Origin of the sequence: Vibrio sp. S457-15 (assembly GCF_000960545.1) — a bacterium.
In the GTDB taxonomy this organism is placed as follows: Bacteria; Pseudomonadota; Gammaproteobacteria; order Enterobacterales; family Vibrionaceae; genus Vibrio; species Vibrio parahaemolyticus.
Genome location: NZ_JYOQ01000135.1, coordinates 49,273 through 68,556, shown reverse-complemented (window position 1 = coordinate 68,556; position 19,284 = coordinate 49,273). Strand labels below are relative to the sequence as shown.

General features: G+C 48.4%; 17 protein-coding genes. 12 read left to right on the top strand and 5 right to left on the bottom strand.

The genetic code is table 11. The features are described from left to right. The first annotated feature begins 6 nt into the window (after positions 1-6). Entirely contained in the window at positions 7-1,452 is a 1,446-nt protein-coding gene (locus tag UF05_RS15245; protein ID WP_005481183.1) for a TrkH family potassium uptake protein, read from the top strand. A gap of 25 nt (positions 1,453-1,477) precedes the next feature. Beyond that, the gene (locus UF05_RS15240) at positions 1,478-2,062 is read left to right on the top strand and encodes a DUF3157 family protein (RefSeq protein ID WP_020839885.1); all 585 of its coding nucleotides are present in this window, start codon (positions 1,478-1,480) and stop codon (positions 2,060-2,062) included. 67 nt (positions 2,063-2,129) lie between these two features. On the opposite strand, the gene trhA is transcribed toward UF05_RS15240, so the two are convergent. Together trhA and UF05_RS15230 are read right to left on the bottom strand one after the other, a co-directional pair. Next, entirely contained in the window at positions 2,130-2,783 is a 654-nt protein-coding gene (gene trhA / locus UF05_RS15235; RefSeq protein ID WP_020839884.1) for a PAQR family membrane homeostasis protein TrhA, read from the bottom strand. Positions 2,784-2,855: 72 nt separating this feature from the next. Further along, the gene (locus tag UF05_RS15230; RefSeq protein WP_005497426.1) at positions 2,856-3,662 is read right to left on the bottom strand and encodes a sporulation protein; all 807 of its coding nucleotides are present in this window, start codon (positions 3,660-3,662) and stop codon (positions 2,856-2,858) included. A gap of 575 nt (positions 3,663-4,237) precedes the next feature. Here UF05_RS15230 and UF05_RS15225 point away from each other — a divergent pair. The 4 genes from UF05_RS15225 (at position 4,238) to UF05_RS15210 (ending at position 7,881) form a co-directional block, all read left to right on the top strand. Beyond that, entirely contained in the window at positions 4,238-4,504 is a 267-nt protein-coding gene (locus tag UF05_RS15225; protein ID WP_005461387.1) for a YihD family protein, read from the top strand. Between the two features lie 277 nt (positions 4,505-4,781). Beyond that, positions 4,782-6,203, top strand: coding sequence for a cytochrome c oxidase accessory protein CcoG (ccoG, locus tag UF05_RS15220; protein WP_015297519.1), 1,422 nt, complete (start codon positions 4,782-4,784; stop codon positions 6,201-6,203). A gap of 54 nt (positions 6,204-6,257) precedes the next feature. After that, on the top strand, positions 6,258-7,244 hold the full coding sequence (locus tag UF05_RS15215) for a serine/threonine protein kinase (RefSeq protein WP_020839880.1): 987 nt from the start codon (positions 6,258-6,260) through the stop codon (positions 7,242-7,244). 34 nt (positions 7,245-7,278) lie between these two features. Next, on the top strand, positions 7,279-7,881 hold the full coding sequence (locus tag UF05_RS15210; RefSeq protein WP_005454748.1) for a thiol:disulfide interchange protein DsbA/DsbL: 603 nt from the start codon (positions 7,279-7,281) through the stop codon (positions 7,879-7,881). Between the two features lie 42 nt (positions 7,882-7,923). Here the strand turns inward: UF05_RS15210 and UF05_RS15205 are convergent, their stop codons facing one another. Next, complete coding sequence (locus tag UF05_RS15205) at positions 7,924-8,802, bottom strand: acyltransferase (RefSeq protein ID WP_021483960.1); 879 nt, start codon at positions 8,800-8,802, stop codon at positions 7,924-7,926. 162 nt (positions 8,803-8,964) lie between these two features. On the opposite strand from UF05_RS15205, the gene UF05_RS15200 reads away from it, so the two are divergent. Next, positions 8,965-9,921: a DUF2860 domain-containing protein gene (locus UF05_RS15200; RefSeq protein ID WP_045545972.1), complete on the top strand. Its 957-nt coding sequence runs from the start codon at positions 8,965-8,967 to the stop codon at positions 9,919-9,921. 56 nt (positions 9,922-9,977) lie between these two features. On the opposite strand, the gene UF05_RS15195 is transcribed toward UF05_RS15200, so the two are convergent. Then, the gene (locus UF05_RS15195) at positions 9,978-11,501 is read right to left on the bottom strand and encodes a YifB family Mg chelatase-like AAA ATPase (protein ID WP_045545971.1); all 1,524 of its coding nucleotides are present in this window, start codon (positions 11,499-11,501) and stop codon (positions 9,978-9,980) included. 464 nt (positions 11,502-11,965) lie between these two features. Here UF05_RS15195 and ilvG point away from each other — a divergent pair, with 464 nt between their 5' ends. From ilvG to ilvA, 5 genes are read left to right on the top strand one after another with little or no spacing between them, the layout of a single operon-like run. Beyond that, positions 11,966-13,612, top strand: coding sequence for an acetolactate synthase 2 catalytic subunit (gene ilvG, locus UF05_RS15190; RefSeq protein ID WP_045545970.1), 1,647 nt, complete (start codon positions 11,966-11,968; stop codon positions 13,610-13,612). Positions 13,613-13,622: 10 nt separating this feature from the next. After that, on the top strand, positions 13,623-13,907 hold the full coding sequence (ilvM, locus tag UF05_RS15185) for an acetolactate synthase 2 small subunit (RefSeq protein WP_005378958.1): 285 nt from the start codon (positions 13,623-13,625) through the stop codon (positions 13,905-13,907). Positions 13,908-13,919: 12 nt separating this feature from the next. Continuing rightward, a complete protein-coding gene (ilvE, locus tag UF05_RS15180) occupies positions 13,920-14,858 on the top strand; it encodes a branched-chain-amino-acid transaminase (RefSeq protein ID WP_021483937.1) in 939 nt (312 codons plus the stop codon). Positions 14,859-14,872: 14 nt separating this feature from the next. Then, positions 14,873-16,714 (top strand): dihydroxy-acid dehydratase, encoded by a 1,842-nt coding sequence (gene ilvD, locus UF05_RS15175; RefSeq protein WP_045545969.1) that lies wholly within the window; start codon positions 14,873-14,875, stop codon positions 16,712-16,714. Between the two features lie 2 nt (positions 16,715-16,716). Continuing rightward, positions 16,717-18,264 (top strand): threonine ammonia-lyase, biosynthetic, encoded by a 1,548-nt coding sequence (gene ilvA / locus UF05_RS15170; protein ID WP_015297539.1) that lies wholly within the window; start codon positions 16,717-16,719, stop codon positions 18,262-18,264. 102 nt (positions 18,265-18,366) lie between these two features. On the opposite strand, the gene punR is transcribed toward ilvA, so the two are convergent. Further along, positions 18,367-19,269: a DNA-binding transcriptional activator PunR gene (punR, locus tag UF05_RS15165; RefSeq protein ID WP_045545968.1), complete on the bottom strand. Its 903-nt coding sequence runs from the start codon at positions 19,267-19,269 to the stop codon at positions 18,367-18,369. Between the last annotated feature and the right edge of the window lie 15 nt (positions 19,270-19,284).

Below are 19,284 nucleotides of genomic sequence, written 5' to 3'. Positions count from 1 at the left end.
TTTCCTATGGTCAACTTACGTCCCGTACTGTTTGTTATCGGGCTGGTTTTATCCAAACTGGCCCTTTTTATGTACGTGCCGACTTTGGTCGCTTTCTTCACAGGTACGGGCGGTTTCCTCGATTTCGCCCAAGCCGTTGTGATCACGCACCTTGCCGCCTTCATTTGTTTGACGATTGGCCGAACCGCCAAGTTCAAACTCAGTGTGCGCGACATGTTCCTCATCACCAGTTTGGTCTGGACCATCGCCAGCGCGTTCGCCGCGTTGCCATTTGTGTTCATTAACCACATCAGCTTCACCGATGCCTACTTCGAAACCATGTCGGGGATCACCACCACGGGCTCCACAGTGCTCAGTGGCTTGGACAACATGGCGCCGAGCATTTTGTTATGGCGCTCCATCTTGCAATGGCTGGGTGGCATTGGCTTTATCGTAATGGCGGTGGCAATCCTACCCATGTTGAACGTCGGTGGTATGAAGCTGTTCCAAACGGAATCGTCCGACTGGTCAGATAAAAGCAGCCCAAGAGCCAAAACCGTAGCGAAGAACATCGTGTTGGTGTATCTGATCTTAACGGGCATGTGCATTGGTGGTTATGTTCTGACGGGCATGAACCTGTTTGAAGCGATCAACCACGCCTTTACCACCCTATCTACCGGCGGTTACTCGACCTCCGATAGCTCGATGAACAACTTCTCCAACGGTGCGCACTGGGTCGCGACCACTTTCATGTTCTTGGGCGGTCTGCCATTTCTATTGTTTGTTGCCGCTCTACGCAAACGCAGCATCGATATTCTGGTCAAAGATGCACAGGTACGAGGCTTTGCTTACTTGTTCTTGTTCTCAAGCTTGGTGGTTGCCGCTTGGCTAGTGATTCGCGATGGTTACACCATTTTGGATGCCCTGCGAGTGTCGATGTTCAACATCGTTTCTGTGGTGACAACCACTGGGTTCGGCTTGGAAGATTTCACCGCTTGGGGCGCTCTGCCAACCACGCTCTTTGCCTTCTTAATGATGGCTGGGGCATGTTCTGGCTCAACCGCAGGCGGGATTAAAATCTTCCGTTTCCAAATTGCTATGACGCTGTTGAACAAACAGATCATGAAACTGATTCATCCATCCGGCGTTTTCGTGCAACGTTACAACCAACGTCCTGTGAACGACGACATCGTGCGCTCTGTGGTGGCGTTTGGGTTGATGTTCTTTATCACCATCATCTTTATCGCTGGCTGTTTAAGTGCCCTTGGTCTTGATCCCGTGACCAGCATTTCTGGCTCAATCACCGCCGTTGCCAACGTGGGTCCTGGCATGGGTAGCGTGATCGGCCCAACCGGTAACTTCGCGCCACTACCAGATGCCGCTAAATGGCTTCTAAGCTTTGGTATGTTGATGGGCCGCTTGGAGATTCTGACTATTCTTGTACTGTTCTTCCCTGCGTTTTGGCGCCGTTAAGCAGACACAAATAAAAGGTATGACAATGAAAACATGGATCACTCTGGCGACCCTACTCGCCACCTCATCCGCCTACGCCGCTGAAGTCGTCACTTTAGTCGACGGTCGAGAAGTGAAGTTGAACGATGACTTTACTTGGGAATACGTGATGACAAGTTCTGCGCCAAAAGAGGCCGTAGCCCAAATCACAACAAGCGCGGTTGAAACTGTCGCAGCTCCTGCGATTGCGACAATTCCGGTCGTAACAAAAACCGTCGGTACAACCGTGGTTGTGAACGCGAAAAAGCCAACCATGCAGCTGTCAGACTCAGGGGTTGACGTACTGATTGGCTCTGCGAGCTACGAAGGTGGAGAACTGGTACTGCCAACGTCTATCACCAACCAAAGCTCTCAATCTGTCATTCAGGTGGAAGTTGAGGTACAAGTGTTTGATATGTCTGGCAAGCAACTGGCGAAAGAAAAGGTCACGGTTTGGCAATCCATCAAACGAATGGCGGATACCTACCTGCGACCACAGCAAGCAGAACAAGGTAAGAGCATTAAACTGGCCGTACCGCAATCTCAGCAATACCAGTTTTCTGCCAAAGTATTAGAAGTGAAAACTCGCTAATACGGGTCTGATATTCTTTGTCGAGCGTATCTTGCCACGCTGACGCGTGAGGCTTAGGTCGCTAAGTTTAGATAGGCTCGACAAAGTAATAAATCGCGAAGAAGTGACACATACACCCCGCTAAAACGAAGCCGTGCCAAATCGCATGGTTAAAGGGAATGCGCTTCGCTACGTAGAAAATCACCCCTAGCGAGTACACCAAACCGCCCACCGCAAGCAGCGTAAGTCCACCGATATCCAGATTGATCGCCAACTGATAAATCACAATTAACGACAGCCATCCCATCACCAAATAAGTCATCAGCGACAACTTCTTAAAGCGATAAACAAACGCGACCTTCATGATGATGCCGAGCAGAGCAATGCTCCAGATAACTATCATCAAGCCAAACGCAAGTGGCGTGCGTAAACTCACCAACAAAAATGGCGTGTAACTGCCAGCAATAAGCAGATAAATAGCGCAATGGTCGAAGGTTTTCAGCCAGCGTTTCGCTTTAGGGTGAGGGATCGCGTGGTACAGCGTTGAGGCTAAAAACAGCACAATAATACTGGAGCCGTAGATCGCCATGCTTGTCACGGTCAATGTGTCAGCTTGGTGGTTTGTCGCTTTGATTAACAACAGGATTAACCCGACAATGCCGAAAATCATCCCAATACCGTGCGTGATGGTGTTGGCAAGCTCTTCACTTTGACTGTATTGAGGTTTCTGCGGTGAGGACATCAATGCGCCTATACTAGAGTTTTGAATATTCGCTCTAGTATGGCACATTAAGCGTACACGTGTAAGCTAAAATTAAGACTCGTGAATCGCGGTCGTTTGGTCGAGGTAATTGAGGACAAGCTCACCCACTTCTTCCAAGTTTGTTGTCACCGGAATACACAGTTCGCGCTTGAGTTTTCCACTGCCGAGCAAGCTGGCAAGCATACCGCGAGAGCCACTGCGAGTGCGGTCAATCTCAAACCAAAGCTTGAGGTTTTGCTCATCGCGATGCGCGACAAACTCTAACTCGCGCCATACGCCATGATACGGGCCATCAGTGGGCACCATTTCAAACTCTTGTACAAATGGCAGTTCGAAACCTTTTACCTCTTCGCATTCGACTTGGCGAATACGCAAGCCTTGGGCTTCAAACGCTGACAATATGGCATCCATAAGTGGGTCGGGTCTAACGGTGAGAATGTCTTTGTCGGTAGGGTCAAGCGCCATCGCCACATCTAAGCCGGTTTCTAGCCAGACTTTTGCATCGCCGATGGTCACTGGCGTGTTCCAAGGCACGTCGAGTTTGACGTCGAAGGTGCGCTCTTCACCAGGATGAATCGTAAAGGCGTACGGGAGATTCCATTTCGCCAAGACATGCGTTTGCGGTACTCGACGCATGCTGTGCCCTTCTCGCGCACCACGGTCGTCCGGAGCCTCTGCGATGTAGCGGCAACAAAGCTTCATATCGATATTATCGATCGCTTGTTCTGTCGCGCCACCATAAACGTGAATAGAAACATCCACACTTTGACCGGGATAAAGCACATCCTGATTTAGAATCGAATCTACCTTAGCGCTGCCGATCCCAAAGCTCGCAAGTGTCTTCTTCAAAAATGACATATGCACCTCCTTTGTCGAGATCTCATACTACTACTGCTGATCATGGGATCAAAACAAATTTTTGCGTCGATCCGAGCGACAAAATAACAAAATCGAGAGAATTCAATTGCTCAACTATCGACCAATTATAACAAGGGTGCTAACCTATACATGATATGCATGCATATCGGTATTCCTGACTCATTTATTGGACTGGCGAAAGCCAAAAGAGCCACCCTTCAAGCAGTTGAAGCTCAACTCATAATGAATCAGGCCATTACATCGGCAATGGATATGCCTGGCAGTTAGGTAATCGAATGCGCCCAACTACAGTCAGGTTCGCACACACCAATACAAGTGCAATGCGCCGCCGCAGTGGCTTCACTACTGCATCTAAGGCAAAACAAGTTGCGCCAGCTATGACACTGGTTGAGAAGACAGCAATAGTGTCGAGTGTTACAACCAAAGTTATCAAAGCAGCTTAACCAAAAGCGCGGCGCCAGCTGCGCTTTTTCTTTTCCTTCCTTTTCTATTTGTCTTCGCGATGCAATTTGATACCTTAAGCGCAAATACTTATAAATATTGTGGAGAAAGAAATGAAGTGTCATCGCATAGAAGAGCTACTTGAGCTATTAGAACCTGAGTGGCAAAAAGACCAAGAAATGAACCTGCTGCAATTCATCGTCAAACTGGCGCAAGAGGCGGGCTACGACGGCAAGTTGGAAGATCTCTCCGACGACGTACTGATCTACCATCTTAAAATGCGCAACAGCAGCAAAGACGAAATGATCCCAGGCCTGAAGAAAGACCAAGAAGATGACTTCAAAACCGCCATCTTACGTGCTCGCGGCATCATCAAATAAACACGTCTCACGACTTTCAAAGCGACTCCTCAGAGTCGCTTTTTTTATAACTAAATCAAATAGATTTTTAATACAGTTATAACTGTTCAGCCGTTTATTAAGTTAACTGTACTGACTTTTGTTGTTAAACGTAGACTGCGTTAAAGAAAAGGAATTGTTATTGCTTGTATAATCGCCGTTTATCAGTATTAACTAAAATAATTAATAGCAATGTCACAGAGCGACATCACCAGAAATGCCGCCGTACATTATAAAAAAGCCTAAGAAGGATGAGTGCATGAGTCAGGATAAGATCGATATCAAAGATGTGACTCCCAAGACTTTCAACCCGAAAACCCATAAAGGAAACGGGGATCGTTTTAACCCAAGCAATCGCATCTACGTTCGAGAAAGTAAAGGGACTTACCAAAAACTGCGTCGCTACGGTGGTTGGTTCTTACTGCTACTGTTTGCTTTGGTACCGTGGATCCCATACGGCGAGCGACAAGCGATCTTGCTTGATATCGGCAACCAGCAGTTCAACTTTTTCGGCACCACGCTTTATCCGCAAGATCTGACCCTACTCGCTTTGCTCTTTGTGATCGCAGCGTTTGGCCTGTTCTTCATTACCACCTTTTTAGGCCGAGTCTGGTGTGGCTATCTCTGCCCGCAAACCGTGTGGACCTTCATGTACATCTGGTTTGAAGAAAAACTCGAAGGCAGCGCGAATAAACGTCGCAAACAAGACGCCAATAAACTCACCGCCAACTTAGCTATGCGTAAAACACTCAAGCACATCGCTTGGTTTGCTATCGCGCTCGCCACAGGATTCACCTTTGTTGGTTACTTTGTGCCGATGAAACAACTGGTGATTGATTTCTTCACCTTCAACGCGAACTTCTGGCCAGTATTCTGGGTGATGTTCTTTGCCATCTGTACTTACGGCAACGCAGGTTGGATGCGCTCAATCATGTGTATTCACATGTGTCCTTACGCGCGTTTTCAATCAGCGATGTTCGACAAAGACACGTTCATCGTCGGTTACGATACCAAACGTGGTGAAAAGCGCGGTCCGCGTTCACGTAAAGCCGATCCAAAACAACTGGGCTTAGGTGACTGTATTGACTGTGATCTGTGTGTGCAGGTGTGTCCAACTGGCATCGATATCCGTGACGGCTTGCAGTATGAATGTATTAACTGTGGCGCTTGTATTGATGCGTGTGACAACACTATGGATCGCATGGGCTACGAAAAAGGCTTAATCAGCTACACCACCGAACACCGTCTATCGGGCAAACACACCAAAGTGATGCGACCTAAGCTACTGGGCTATGGCGCGGTACTCTTGGTGATGATTGGTCTGTTCTTCGCTCAAATCGCCGCCGTCGATCCTGCAGGCATGAGCGTGATTCGCGACCGTAACCAACTGTTCCGCGTGAACAGCGCTGGCGAAGTAGAAAACACCTACACCCTAAAAGTGATCAACAAAACTCAACAAGTCCAAGAATACAATCTGGATGTAAAAGGATTGAACGATGTGAGTTGGTACGGCAAACAAACAATTCAAGTTGAGCCAGGGGAAGTGTTGAACTTGCCAATGAGCCTTGGTGCCGATCCTGACAAGCTAAACTCTGCGATCACCACAATTCAGTTTATACTCACCGATAAGAGCAACGAATTCACTATCGAAGTTGAAAGTCGGTTTATCAAAAAGCTGTAACGACAACGTCGACAATTAATGGAAAAAGGCTCAGTAATGAGCCTTTTTATTTATATGTCCCAAAGTATGTTTAACTTTGACGCCCTCACCCCTGATTTCATGTGGTACGCGTTAGAAAGCATTGGCATTCGTGCTGAATCGGGCTTTCTGCCTCTCAACAGTTACGAAAACCGCGTGTATCAATTTACCGATGAAGAGCGTCGTCGCTACGTCGTGAAGTTCTATCGTCCGGAACGTTGGAGCAACGAGCAGATTCAAGAAGAGCACGATTTCACGCTTGAGCTGATTGATAACGAAATCCCCGTCGCCCCACCCGTACGCATCAATGGCAACACCCTACACCACTATCAAGGCTATGGGTTCGCTCTCTTCGAAAGCGTAGGCGGTCGTCAGTTTGAAGTCGATAACTTAGAGCAGCTTGAAGGAGTTGGTCGCTTTTTAGGACGCATCCATAAAGTCGGCAGCCGACAAGCTTTTCAACATCGCCCTACCATTGGTTTGCAAGAGTATCTCTACCAACCACGTGAGATTTTGCAAAACGCCAATATGATCCCGATGCATTTAGAAAACAGCTTTTTCAATGACTTGGACATGCTCATCAAAGCCATCGAAAACCACTGGCAAGGCAGCTTCGCAACGATTCGTCTGCATGGCGATTGCCATCCGGGTAACATCTTGTGGCGCGACGGCCCAATGTTTGTCGATTTAGATGACTCGCGCAACGGCCCTGCCGTACAAGATTTGTGGATGCTACTTAACGGCGAACGCCAAGATAAGCTGATGCAACTGGACATCATTTTAGAGGCATATCAAGAGTTTTGCGATTTTAACGCCGCGGAATTGAAACTAATCGAGCCGCTTCGCGGTCTACGAATGGTGCACTATATGGCATGGCTAGCAAAACGTTGGCATGACCCGGCATTTCCACTCGCTTTTCCATGGTTTAATGAGCCAAAATACTGGGAAGGTCAGGTCCTTGCATTTAAAGAGCAGATTGCCAGCTTAGAAGAAGCACCACTGTCTTTAATGCCTCAATGGTAAGTCAGGCCGAACAATTCAAAATGGAGATATTTAGATGAAAAAACTGTTCGCACTGTTTTCTATGCTGATGCTAAGCCTGTCGGCACATGCAGCGCAATTCAAAGAAGGTGAACATTACAAAGTATTGGATCTTGAGGTATCAAAGAAGCCTTTAGTGACTGAGTTCTTCTCATTCTACTGCCCACACTGTAATACCTTTGAACCAGTTATCCAGCAGCTTAAAAAGCAGCTACCTGAAGGCACCAAACTGCAAAAGAACCACGTGTCTTTCATGGGTGGCAACATGGGCCCTTCAATGAGCAAAGCATTCGCCACGATGGTCGCAATGAAGGTTGAAGATCAAATGGTGCCAGTGATGTTTAACCGCATCCACAACATGCGCAAACCACCACGTGACGACGCTGAACTTCGCCAAATCTTCCTAGATGAAGGCATAGACGCGAAGAAATTTGACGCGGCTTACAACGGCTTCGCGGTTGATTCAATGGTTCGTCGTATGGACAAGCAGTTCGAAAACAGCGGTTTGACAGGCGTTCCTGCGGTTATCGTAAATAACAAATACCTAGTTCAAGCACAAAGCATTAAATCAATGGATGAGTACTTTGCACTGGTGAACTACTTGCTAACGCTAAAATAAGCGCAACGCACAAATAAAAAGGGGAGCACATGGCTCCCCTTTTTATTTGTGAATCTCTTGTAGCAGTTGGTCTTTCTCTTGCCACACATCCCCTAACCATTGCTGGAATTGGCGCTTGTACGGCTTGTCGTTGAAGTAATCCCCTAACACCTGCTCATCAACTGGCAACACTTTCACATGGACCACGATCTTAGTCATGCGCCCCATCAGCATGTCTTTAAAAGGTTTGTCCGTATTCTCTGGATACGCGAGGGTCACATCAATGATGTTCTCAAACTGCTCGCCCATTGCCGCCAATGTGTAAGCAATACCGCCTGACTTGGGTTGCAACAGGTATTGGTAGCCCGCTTTGCTTTTACGCTGCTTCTCTTCAGTAAAGCGTGTACCTTCCACGTAGTTCACAACCGTGGTTGGAGTATGCTTGAACTTGGCACACGAACGACGTGTGGTTGCCAAATCTTGGCCACGTTTGTGAGGGTTACGAATTAAATACTCACGAGAGTAACGACGCATGAAAGGCATGTCTAACGCCCAACATGCCATACCAATAAACGGCACATACAGCAGTTGTTGTTTGAGGAAAAACTTCGGCATTGGAATGCGATCTTTAAATACGCAGCACAGCACAACAATATCCGTCCAACTGAGGTGATTGCTGATCAGCAAATACCAACCATCTTTTTTCAGATTCTCGATGCCTTGAACGTCCCACTCCACACGGTTAGACAAGGCAAGAATCCCCGCATTGACGGTCGCCCAAATCCACATCACTTTGTTGGCAGCTTCCGTCCCTTTAGCTTTTAACTGTGTGGTCGGAAGTAGGATCTTAAAAATAGCGATGACACAAATTACGAGTGAACAAATCGCAGAATTGAGGATCACAAAAGAAGCGTTAAAAAAAAATAACAAATATGCCAACATGATAACCAAACAACAGTGATAAGGTGTGAGTAATAAAACAGCGTGTAATTATACTGCTCCGTTGCCACATTGGAACATTTGTGAGAATGGTCAGATTTGTTTTATGTAAAACCAGACTCATATCAAAATCACAATATTCATTCGACAACAAGGAGATAACGAATGAAACCAAGGCTAACCCTTTTGCCTTTGGCCTTTGTCGTCAGTGCTGCTCAGGCTCAACTCGCTGAAACTGCAGGGTTCAGCGGCGAAATCTCAATCAATGCTGGTGTGATTTCATCGGAATCGAACTTTAATACCGACAACAGCAAAACCATCGACTCGTTAAACCAAAGCGCTGAAAGCGACACAACCGTCATCGCAGCGCCGCTCGGAAGTGTCGCCTACACGTTTGGTCACCAGCTCAACTACCAAGTGTATGCTGGTACAACGCGTTCCGATGTGGCAGTCGGTACGCTGGCTTTTCAATTAGGCTATCAGTACGAACTGCCGTCAGGCACAGTATTGGATGTCTCTTACCTTCCGACCGTCCTCAAAGGCGAAACGTGGCGTAATCCTTATCAAGTGGGTACGGCTCGTCAAACAACGGATGAAGGTGGTAACGCCTATCGATTTCAAATCAAAGGTTTGATCGATAGAAACTTCACCCTCGATTTAGCTTATGCCGATAAAGATGTCGAACAAGATGAAGTCACCGATCGTTCACTCGCGCGTGATGCCAGTATTTATTACGTAAAAGGCGAATATCGTATTTCACTAGACCAAACATCGCTACTGCAACCCGCGTTCACCTACATCAACCAAGATGCGGATGGAAAAGCAGAATCGTATGACTCTTATGCCTTTGACGTAAGTTGGTTTAAGTTTATCAACCGTCATCGTTTAGCCTTAACCGCAGGCTATGCACTCAAAGATTATCAATCGGCTAGCCAAACTTTTGCGAAAACGCGCAGTGATGACACCTTGAGCTTGTTTGCCGCTTACGAATACCAAAACGTGTTTGATTGGCAGAACTGGTCGTTCATTTCCTTCGCGGGTTATAGCCAAACCGATTCAAACATCACCTTTTATGACGAAAATGAATACCTTTTGTCGTTAGGCTTTAACTACAGCTTCTAACATGGTTCTCGCGGCGAACATGTGAATACTCGCCGCGAACTCCTCTCAAATGACCACTATACGGCTTGAGCCGTGAGTTGTTTCAGCAATCGGTCCATCGCGCGATACCCGAGCGCTTCCGCCAAATGAGAACGTTCAATCTGCTCAGCACCTTCTAAATCCGCTATCGTGCGGGCCACTTTAATGATGCGATGATAGGCACGAATCGATAATCCCAGCCGATGGAGTGCAGTTTCGAGAAATTCCGCATCGCTTTTTTGCAATGGGCAAAATGCCTCAATCTCACAGCTGCCGAGCAGTGCGTTTACTTTGCCGTTTCGATTGAGCATGCTCTCGTGAGCAAGACTGACGCGCTCTTTGACGAGTTCTGTGGGTTCACCTCTATCACCACCTTCCGCCAACGTGCCTTTCGGTAAGGATGGAATTTCTAACGACATATCAAAACGGTCGAGAAGCGGCCCCGATAAACGACCTAAGTAACGCAAAATAGCTTGAGGGTTAGTGCGAGCTTGATTCCCTTCGTAATAGCCAGTTGGGCTTGGATTCAACGCGCCCACCAGCTGAAAACGAGCAGGAAAACGCGTTTTTCCTTGTGCGCGCGAAATGATGATCTCACCCGATTCCAGTGGTTCTCGTAACGAGTCCAACACTTTACGGTCAAACTCCGGCATTTCATCAAGGAACAATAACCCATTGTGAGCCAAAGAAATCTCACCCGGTCTTGGCACCGAGCCACCACCAACTAATGCCGCCATCGAACTGGAATGGTGCGGCGCACGAAACGGACGCGACTTCCAGTTGTGCTCATTAATCTCACTTTGCGTCAGTGATGCGACTGAAGCCGTTTCCATCGCTTCTTCGTCGCTCATCTCCGGCAGTAAGTCGCATAAACGCGACGCCAGCATGGTTTTTCCTGTACCAGGAGGACCAAGGAAAAGTAGGTTGTGGTTTCCAGCCGCCGCAATTTCTAGAGCACGCTTGCCTTGTTGCTGGCCAATGATGTCTTGTAGATCTCGACCATGCTTTTCAACCGTTTTTCGCTTCGGAGTTTGATAAAGATTGAGACGATGCTGACCACATAACTCCGCACACACCTCAAGTAAGGATTGCGCTGACTTATGTTGCTCTTTGCCCACCAGCGCTGCTTGATCACCATTGACATGAGGCACCACCAAATGACGTCCTACTTTGCTTGCAGCCAACGCGGCAGGAAGCACACCTTTGACAGGTCTTAATCCTCCAGACAGGGCTAATTCGCCAACAAATTCGTAGTTTTTGAGCCTATCTGTCGCGATTTGCTCTGAAGCCGCCAAAATACCCAATGCGATAGGCAAATCAAAACGACCGCCTTCTTTAGGTAAATCCGCCGGAGCCAAATTGACCGTAATGCGCTTGGTTGGAAACTGGAAATTTGAATTGATGATCGCACTGCGTACACGATCTTTGGATTCCTTTACCGTAGTCTCCGGCAACCCAACGAGAGTAAAGCCGGGCATGCCATTACTGATATGCACTTCCACACTAACTGACGGCGCTTGCACCCCGACACTTGCCCGACTATGAATGAATGCCAGCCCCATAAACTCCCCAATCTATTGAACACTATATAAACAAATGTTTTATCTATGTGGTTATGTTATATACCGCGTCCAAATTGAGAGTTAATGTGAAAAAAGAATGACTTTTTGCTTGTCATGCAGCGGATTTGTGTGATACCACTAATGACGCAAACATTTTCGTAGAACATTACACAATACTATTTAACGAAAAAAGAACGACAGACAGATGAACCTATTCGCTCACATCAACACACTGCTAGCCCTGATTATCGTGGTCATTATTGGCACCGCGCGGGGGCTTGTGGGCGAAAGGTAACCACAAATTACAAAAAACCCCCGCGCTGAAAAGTCCGGGGGTTTTTTTACAACTACAAGTTGTCATCTGTCTAACCCTCGGACAGTTTAACGGGAAGAATGGGAGCGCACATGAAGTGCAACACACATGGCAATCGCTACGAGCCACAACGTAGCAAAGGAGGTTTACGATGACTGGTGCACAACTTGTCGTAGCCGCTTTAAGACAGCAAGGCATCAAGACGGTATTTGGTTATCCCGGTGGAGCCATCATGCCAATCTATGATGCCTTGTATGACGGGGGTGTCGAGCACATCTTATGCCGTCATGAACAAGGGGCCGCCATGGCCGCCATCGGTATGGCTCGATCCACTCAAGATGTTGCCGTGTGCATGGCAACTTCCGGCCCTGGGGCCACCAACCTTGTTACCGGCCTAGCCGACGCTTTCCTTGATTCCGTTCCTTTGGTAGCCATCACAGGTCAGGTTGCCAGCTCTCATATCGGTACCGATGCGTTCCAAGAAATGGATGTGATTGGTATGTCTCTCGCCTGTACTAAGCATAGTTATCTCGTTACTGACATTGAAGATCTTGCCCCTACGCTAGCCGAAGCGTTTGAAGTGGCCAAAACGGGTCGTCCGGGCCCGGTCATTGTCGATATTGCGAAAGATGTTCAGCTTGCTCAAGCCCCAACAGAATTACTGCCACCTTACGTTGCACCTGAAATCGAAGACGTCAGCGCTGAAGACATTAAACGCGCGCAAGACGTACTGGCGGCATCCACTCGCCCGGTATTGTATGTCGGCGGCGGTGTGCAGCTAGCGAAAGCAACAGATGCAGTGAGAGAGTTCTTACGTCTGAATCCGATGCCAGCGGTAAGCACTCTGAAAGGCTTAGGTACGATTGAACGCCATGACCCTCACTACTTAGGCATGTTGGGTATGCACGGAACCAAAGCGGCCAACCTTGTGGTTCAAGAAGCGGATCTGTTGATTGTCGTAGGTGCGCGTTTTGATGACCGTGTGACGGGCAAACTCGATACCTTCGCGCCGTACGCCAAAGTCATCCATATCGACATCGATGCGGCAGAAATCCATAAGCTTCGCCACGCAAACGCACCACTGCGAGGCGACATCAATACCATTCTTCCTCAATTGGAGCTGACTCAAGATATCTCATCGTGGGTTCACCACAGTGAAAGTCTGCGTAGCGGCTTTAAGTGGCGTTACGACCACCCTGGCGAACTTATCTACGCGCCGCTGCTGCTTAAGCAGTTATCTGACATGATGCCAGACAGCGCCATCGTCTCGACTGACGTAGGCCAGCACCAAATGTGGGCAGCTCAGCACATTCAGCCACGCGATCCGCAAAACTTCATTACTTCCGCAGGCTTAGGCACCATGGGTTTTGGTTTGCCAGCTGCAATGGGCGCATCAGTCGCGCGTCCGGATGATCAGTCTATCCTTATTACAGGTGACGGTTCATTCATGATGAACGTACAGGAGCTAGGCACGCTAAAACGTCGCCAAATTCCAGTGAAGATTGTTCTCCTAAACAACCAACGTCTTGGCATGGTTCGCCAATGGCAATCACTGTTTTTCGACGGTCGCCACAGTGAAACCATTCTTGATGACAACCCAGATTTCGTGATGTTGGCAAAAGCCTTCGACATTCCGGGCAAAACCATCACCAAGAAAGAAGAAGTCGAACCTGCACTTAAAGAGATGCTAGCGAGCGAAACTTCTTACATGCTTCACGTTTTAATTGATGAAGAAGAAAACGTGTGGCCACTTGTACCACCTGGTGCATCAAACAGTGATATGTTGGAAAACACGTAGGAGACATCACATGGACAGATATTTACTCGACATCAAAGCCGACGACAAACCGGTACTGTTAGAGCGCGTTCTACGTGTGATTCGTCACCGAGGCTTTGTGATCAAACAGGTGGCCGCTACTCAAAACCACGAAAGTAAAGTAGCCAGCGTCGAGATCATCGTCGACAGCGATCGACCAATCTCGTTTTTGATCAATCAAATTGAGAAGTTGTGGGACGTTCGTAAAGTTGAGGTGCTGAAAATCCGCAACGATGAACTGCCAAATCACAACTTACAACAACACGTAAGTGCATAAGGAAGGCAACAAATGGCAACGAAAACTGCAGATTTCATTTGGTTTAATGGTGAGATGGTTCCATGGGCAGAGGCGAACGTGCATGTTCTCACTCACGCCATGCATTACGGCACCTCGGTATTTGAAGGGGTACGCTGCTACAACACACCAAAAGGCCCAATTGTCTTCCGTCACCGTGAACATGCACAGCGTTTAAAAGATTCCGCCAAAATTTACCGCTTCCCTATTCCATACTCTGTTGAAGAAATCATGGAAGCAACGCGTGAAACTCTGCGTCAAAACAAACTCGACAGCGCTTACATTCGTCCATTGGGATTTGTGGGCAATGTCGGTTTAGGTGTGTGTCCTCCAGTAGGCACCGAAATGGAGCTGATCATCGCGGCGTTCCCATGGGGCTCGTACCTTGGTGAAGAAGCACTAGAAAAAGGCGTGGATGCGATGATTTCAAGCTGGAATCGCGCGGCACCTAACACCATCCCTACCGCTGCAAAAGCGGGTGGTAACTACCTTTCTTCACTACTCGTTGGTGGTGAAGCACGTCGTCATGGTTACGACGAAGGTATCGCACTGAGTGTTGACGGTTACTTGTCAGAAGGCGCGGGCGAGAACATCTTTGTCATCAAAAATCGCGTGATCACCACACCACCAGCAACCAGCGCTATCCTACCGGGCATCACTCGTGACTCGATCATGACCATTGCTCGCGATAAAGGTTACGAAGTCCGTGAAGCTAACATTGCTCGCGAAGCGTTATACCTTGCGGATGAAGTATTCATGACTGGTACCGCAGCAGAAGTTGTGCCTGTGGCAACCATCGACAAAATTGAAGTGGGCAGCGGTAAACGCGGTCCGATTACCAAAGAATTGCAAGAAGCCTACTTTGGCCTATTTAACGGCACCACGGAAGATAAGTGGGGCTGGTTAGACTATGTGTACCCAGAGCAGCAGTAAGAAGGATTTAAGAAATGCCAAAATATAGATCAGCAACCACCACACATGGTCGTAACATGGCGGGAGCTCGTGCGCTCTGGCGTGCAACCGGTGTAAAAGATGAAGATTTCGGTAAACCAATCATCGCCGTGGTGAACTCATTCACTCAGTTCGTACCAGGCCACGTACACCTTAAAGATTTAGGCCAACTTGTTGCTCAAGAGATTGAAGCGGCAGGCGGCATCGCAAAAGAATTCAATACCATCGCCGTCGATGATGGCATCGCAATGGGTCACGGCGGCATGCTTTACTCGCTGCCATCACGTGAATTGATTGCCGACTCGGTCGAATACATGGTTAATGCGCACTGTGCAGATGCCATGGTGTGTATCTCTAACTGTGACAAAATCACTCCAGGGATGCTGATGGCGTCAATGCGTCTCAACATTCCAGTTATCTTCGTATCTGGCGGCCCAATGGAAGCGGGCAAAACCAAGCTTTCAGATCAGATCATCAAGCTAGACCTTGTCGATGCCATGATCCAAGGCGCCGATCCAAAAGTGTCTGACGAACAAAGCGAACAGATCGAACGCAGCGCGTGCCCAACCTGTGGATCGTGTTCAGGCATGTTCACTGCAAACTCAATGAACTGTCTGACGGAAGCTCTGGGTCTGTCTCAGCCAGGCAACGGCTCGCTGTTGGCCACGCATGCCGACCGTAAAGAGCTGTTTATCAATGCAGGTAAACGCATCGTTGAACTCACCAAACGCTACTACGAGCAAGATGACGAAACGGCTCTACCACGCAATATCGCGACCAAAGCCGCATTTGAAAACGCGATGGCACTCGACATCGCAATGGGCGGCTCGACCAATACGGTGTTACACCTTTTAGCTGCGGCGCAAGAAGGTGAAGTCGATTTTGATATGACGGACATCGACCGCATGTCTCGCCAAGTACCACACCTTTGTAAGGTGGCTCCTTCAACGCAAAAATACCACATGGAAGATGTACACCGTGCGGGTGGCGTTGTCGGTATCCTTGGTGAACTGAACCGTGCAGGTCTGCTGCACAATCAGTCTAAGACAGTACTAGGACTGACTTGGGAAGAACAGCTAGCCAAATACGACATCATGCTGACCGATTCAGAAGAAGTGAAATCATTCTACCGTGCTGGCCCTGCGGGTATCCGCACCACACAAGCATTCTCGCAAGATTGTCGCTGGGATACCCTCGATGATGACCGCGCGGAAGGCTGTATCCGCACCAAAGAAAACGCGTTTAGCCAAGATGGCGGCCTTGCCGTTCTGAAAGGCAACATCGCGCTGGATGGTTGTATTGTAAAGACTGCTGGTGTGGACGAAAGCATCCTGAAATTTACTGGCCCTGCAGTAGTGTTTGAAAGCCAGGAAGATGCGGTAGACGGCATCCTTGGCGGCAAAGTGAAAGCGGGCGATGTAGTTGTGATTCGCTACGAAGGTCCAAAAGGTGGCCCGGGCATGCAAGAAATGCTCTACCCAACCACTTATCTAAAATCGATGGGCTTAGGTAAAGAGTGTGCGTTATTAACTGACGGCCGCTTCTCTGGTGGTACCTCTGGTTTGTCTATCGGCCATGCTTCTCCAGAAGCGGCCAATGGCGGTGCGATCGGCTTGGTTCAAGATGGCGATTTGATTGCGATTGATATTCCAAATCGCAGCATCTCTCTTGAGATCTCTGAACTGGAACTTGCAGAGCGCCGCGTAAAACAAGACGAACTTGGTTGGAAACCAGCAAATCGTCAACGTGAAGTGTCTTTCGCCCTAAAAGCGTACGCCAGCATGGCAACCAGTGCTGACAAAGGTGCAGTACGAGATAAATCGAAGCTAGAGGGCTAGCCATGATGGAATCTCAACCCGAAAAAAAAGCGAATCAATCTGGCGCAGACTATCTGCGCCAAATCCTTCGCGCACCTGTTTATGAAGTCGCAACAGTAACGCCACTGCAAGAAATGCCTCGTTTATCTGCACGTATCGGGAATAACGTGCAGATCAAGCGTGAAGACCGCCAACCCGTGCACTCGTTCAAACTGCGCGGTGCCTACAACATGGTGGCAAGCCTAACTGAAGCACAGAAAGCCGCAGGCGTGATTGCAGCATCGGCTGGTAACCACGCTCAAGGCATGGCACTGTCTGGCACCAAACTCGGAATCAAAACCACGATTGTTATGCCAAAGACAACGCCAGACATCAAAGTCGATGCGGTACGCAGTTTCGGTGGCAATGTGGTGCTGCACGGCAGCAACTTTGATGAAGCAAAAGCCGAAGCCGAACGCTTGTCAGAACAACACGGTTATACGTTCGTGCCTCCTTTCGACCACCCATTGGTGATCGCAGGTCAAGGCACCATCGGCATGGAAATGCTGCAGCAAAATGGTCATCTCGACTACATCTTCGTGCCAGTTGGAGGCGGAGGCTTGGCGGCTGGTGTAGCGGTTCTGGTCAAGCAACTGATGCCAGAAATCAAAGTCATCGCCGTCGAACCGGAAGACTCGTCTTGTCTGAAAGCGGCGCTTGATGCTGGTGAACCGGTGGTGCTCGACCAAGTCAGCATGTTTGCCGATGGTGTGGCGGTAAAACGCATCGGTGAAGAAACGTTCCGCTTGTGTCAGAAATACATTGATGGTCATGTGGCGGTTTCAAGCGATGAAATCTGCGCTGCCGTAAAAGACATTTTTGAGGATACTCGCGCGATTGCTGAACCATCCGGGGCGCTTGCGCTTGCTGGCTTGAAGAAGTTTGTTGAGCAAAACCAACTGGAAAACAAAAACCTTGCCACGGTGTTGTCTGGCGCGAATACCAACTTCCATGGTTTACGCTATGTTTCAGAGCGTTGTGAATTAGGTGAGAAGCGTGAAGGTCTATTAGCCGTGACGATTCCAGAACGCCAAGGCGCTTTCTTTGAATTCTGTAATCTGATTGGCGGCCGCGCTGTCACCGAGTTTAACTACCGTTACAACGATGATGAACTGGCGAATATCTTTGTTGGTGTACGCCTGCAAGGCGGTCAGGAAGAGCTGGATAACATCATTCGCGATCTACGCGAAGGTGGCTACCCAGTCGTGGATTTGTCCGACGATGAAATGGCCAAACTGCACATTCGTTACATGATCGGTGGCAAGCCCTCTAAACAGCTGAAAGAGCGTCTCTATAGCTTTGAATTTCCTGAGTATCCAGGCGCACTATTGAAGTTCTTAAGCACGCTTGGCACCCATTGGAACATCAGCCTATTCAACTACCGTAACCACGGCGCCGACTACGGACGCGTTCTATGTGGTTTCGAGTTAGATGAAAGCGATTTAGCCCAATTTTCAACGCATTTACGAGAACTTGGCTACCAATGTAAGGATGAAACCGATAATCCATCCTACAAGTTTTTCTTGTCTTAATTCGCCTTATCAACACCTCGCTGCGGCGAGGTGTTTTGTTTCCAATTTACGGTTTCATGGACCAAGTGATGAGCTAATACTGAGATCGGATGATTCTTTTGACTAACACTGCAACCAATCTTGATGCAACTGATTCGGTGATCCCAAATAATCCACCATCCATTGGATCAACTTATGATCGTCATCTTTACGCCATACCAAACAGCATCGGCTCAATGGCTTGTCATCTTGCAGCAGTTTCTCCACCAGCACACCTTCATGAATAAGTGGCATCGCAATATGACGCGGCATATACCCGACTCCAACGCCATTTTTTAAACATTCAATCGCACTGTACCAATTCGGCAATAATAAACGACGCTGCTTGGCATAGTGACTTGTGTGTCGTTTTGGCAGTACGTTCGATGTGTCATCCAGACAAATCGCGGGGAACTGGCTAACAAACTCTTCGGTGAGAACCTGCTGACGTACGCAAGGATGAGCAGGCGACATGACAAACGCCCAATCCAACACACCCATGTCTTTCACTTCGAAATCCCCGCCGACTGGAACTGCTGAAGTGGCTCCGACGACGATGTCGGCACGACCTTGAGCGATCGCCTCCCAAGAGCCGTTAAAGACTTCCATGTTGATTTGCAGTTCCGCAAATTCAAACTCACGATAGAAATCTTCCACTAACGGCTTGAGCTTTTCGAGCTTCACTACGTTATCTAGCGTCAGTTTCAACGTTGTTTTCCAGCCGTGCGCAGCTCGACGAGTTTGTGCTTTCACCTCTTCCATCTGACGCAGTAACGAGCGCGCTTCAGCCATGAATAGCTCACCCGCTGGTGTTAATTCAACTTTCCTTGGTAAGCGGCGAAATAGCACGACATCCAAATCCTGCTCTACCTGTCGCACGCCATAGCTGATCGCCGAAGGAACTTTGTGAAGCACTTCAGCAGCGGCCGTGAAACTACCTAACCGAGCAACCGTATCGAGCATTTCCAATGATGCTTTGGAGAACATGATTTCTGACCTTTC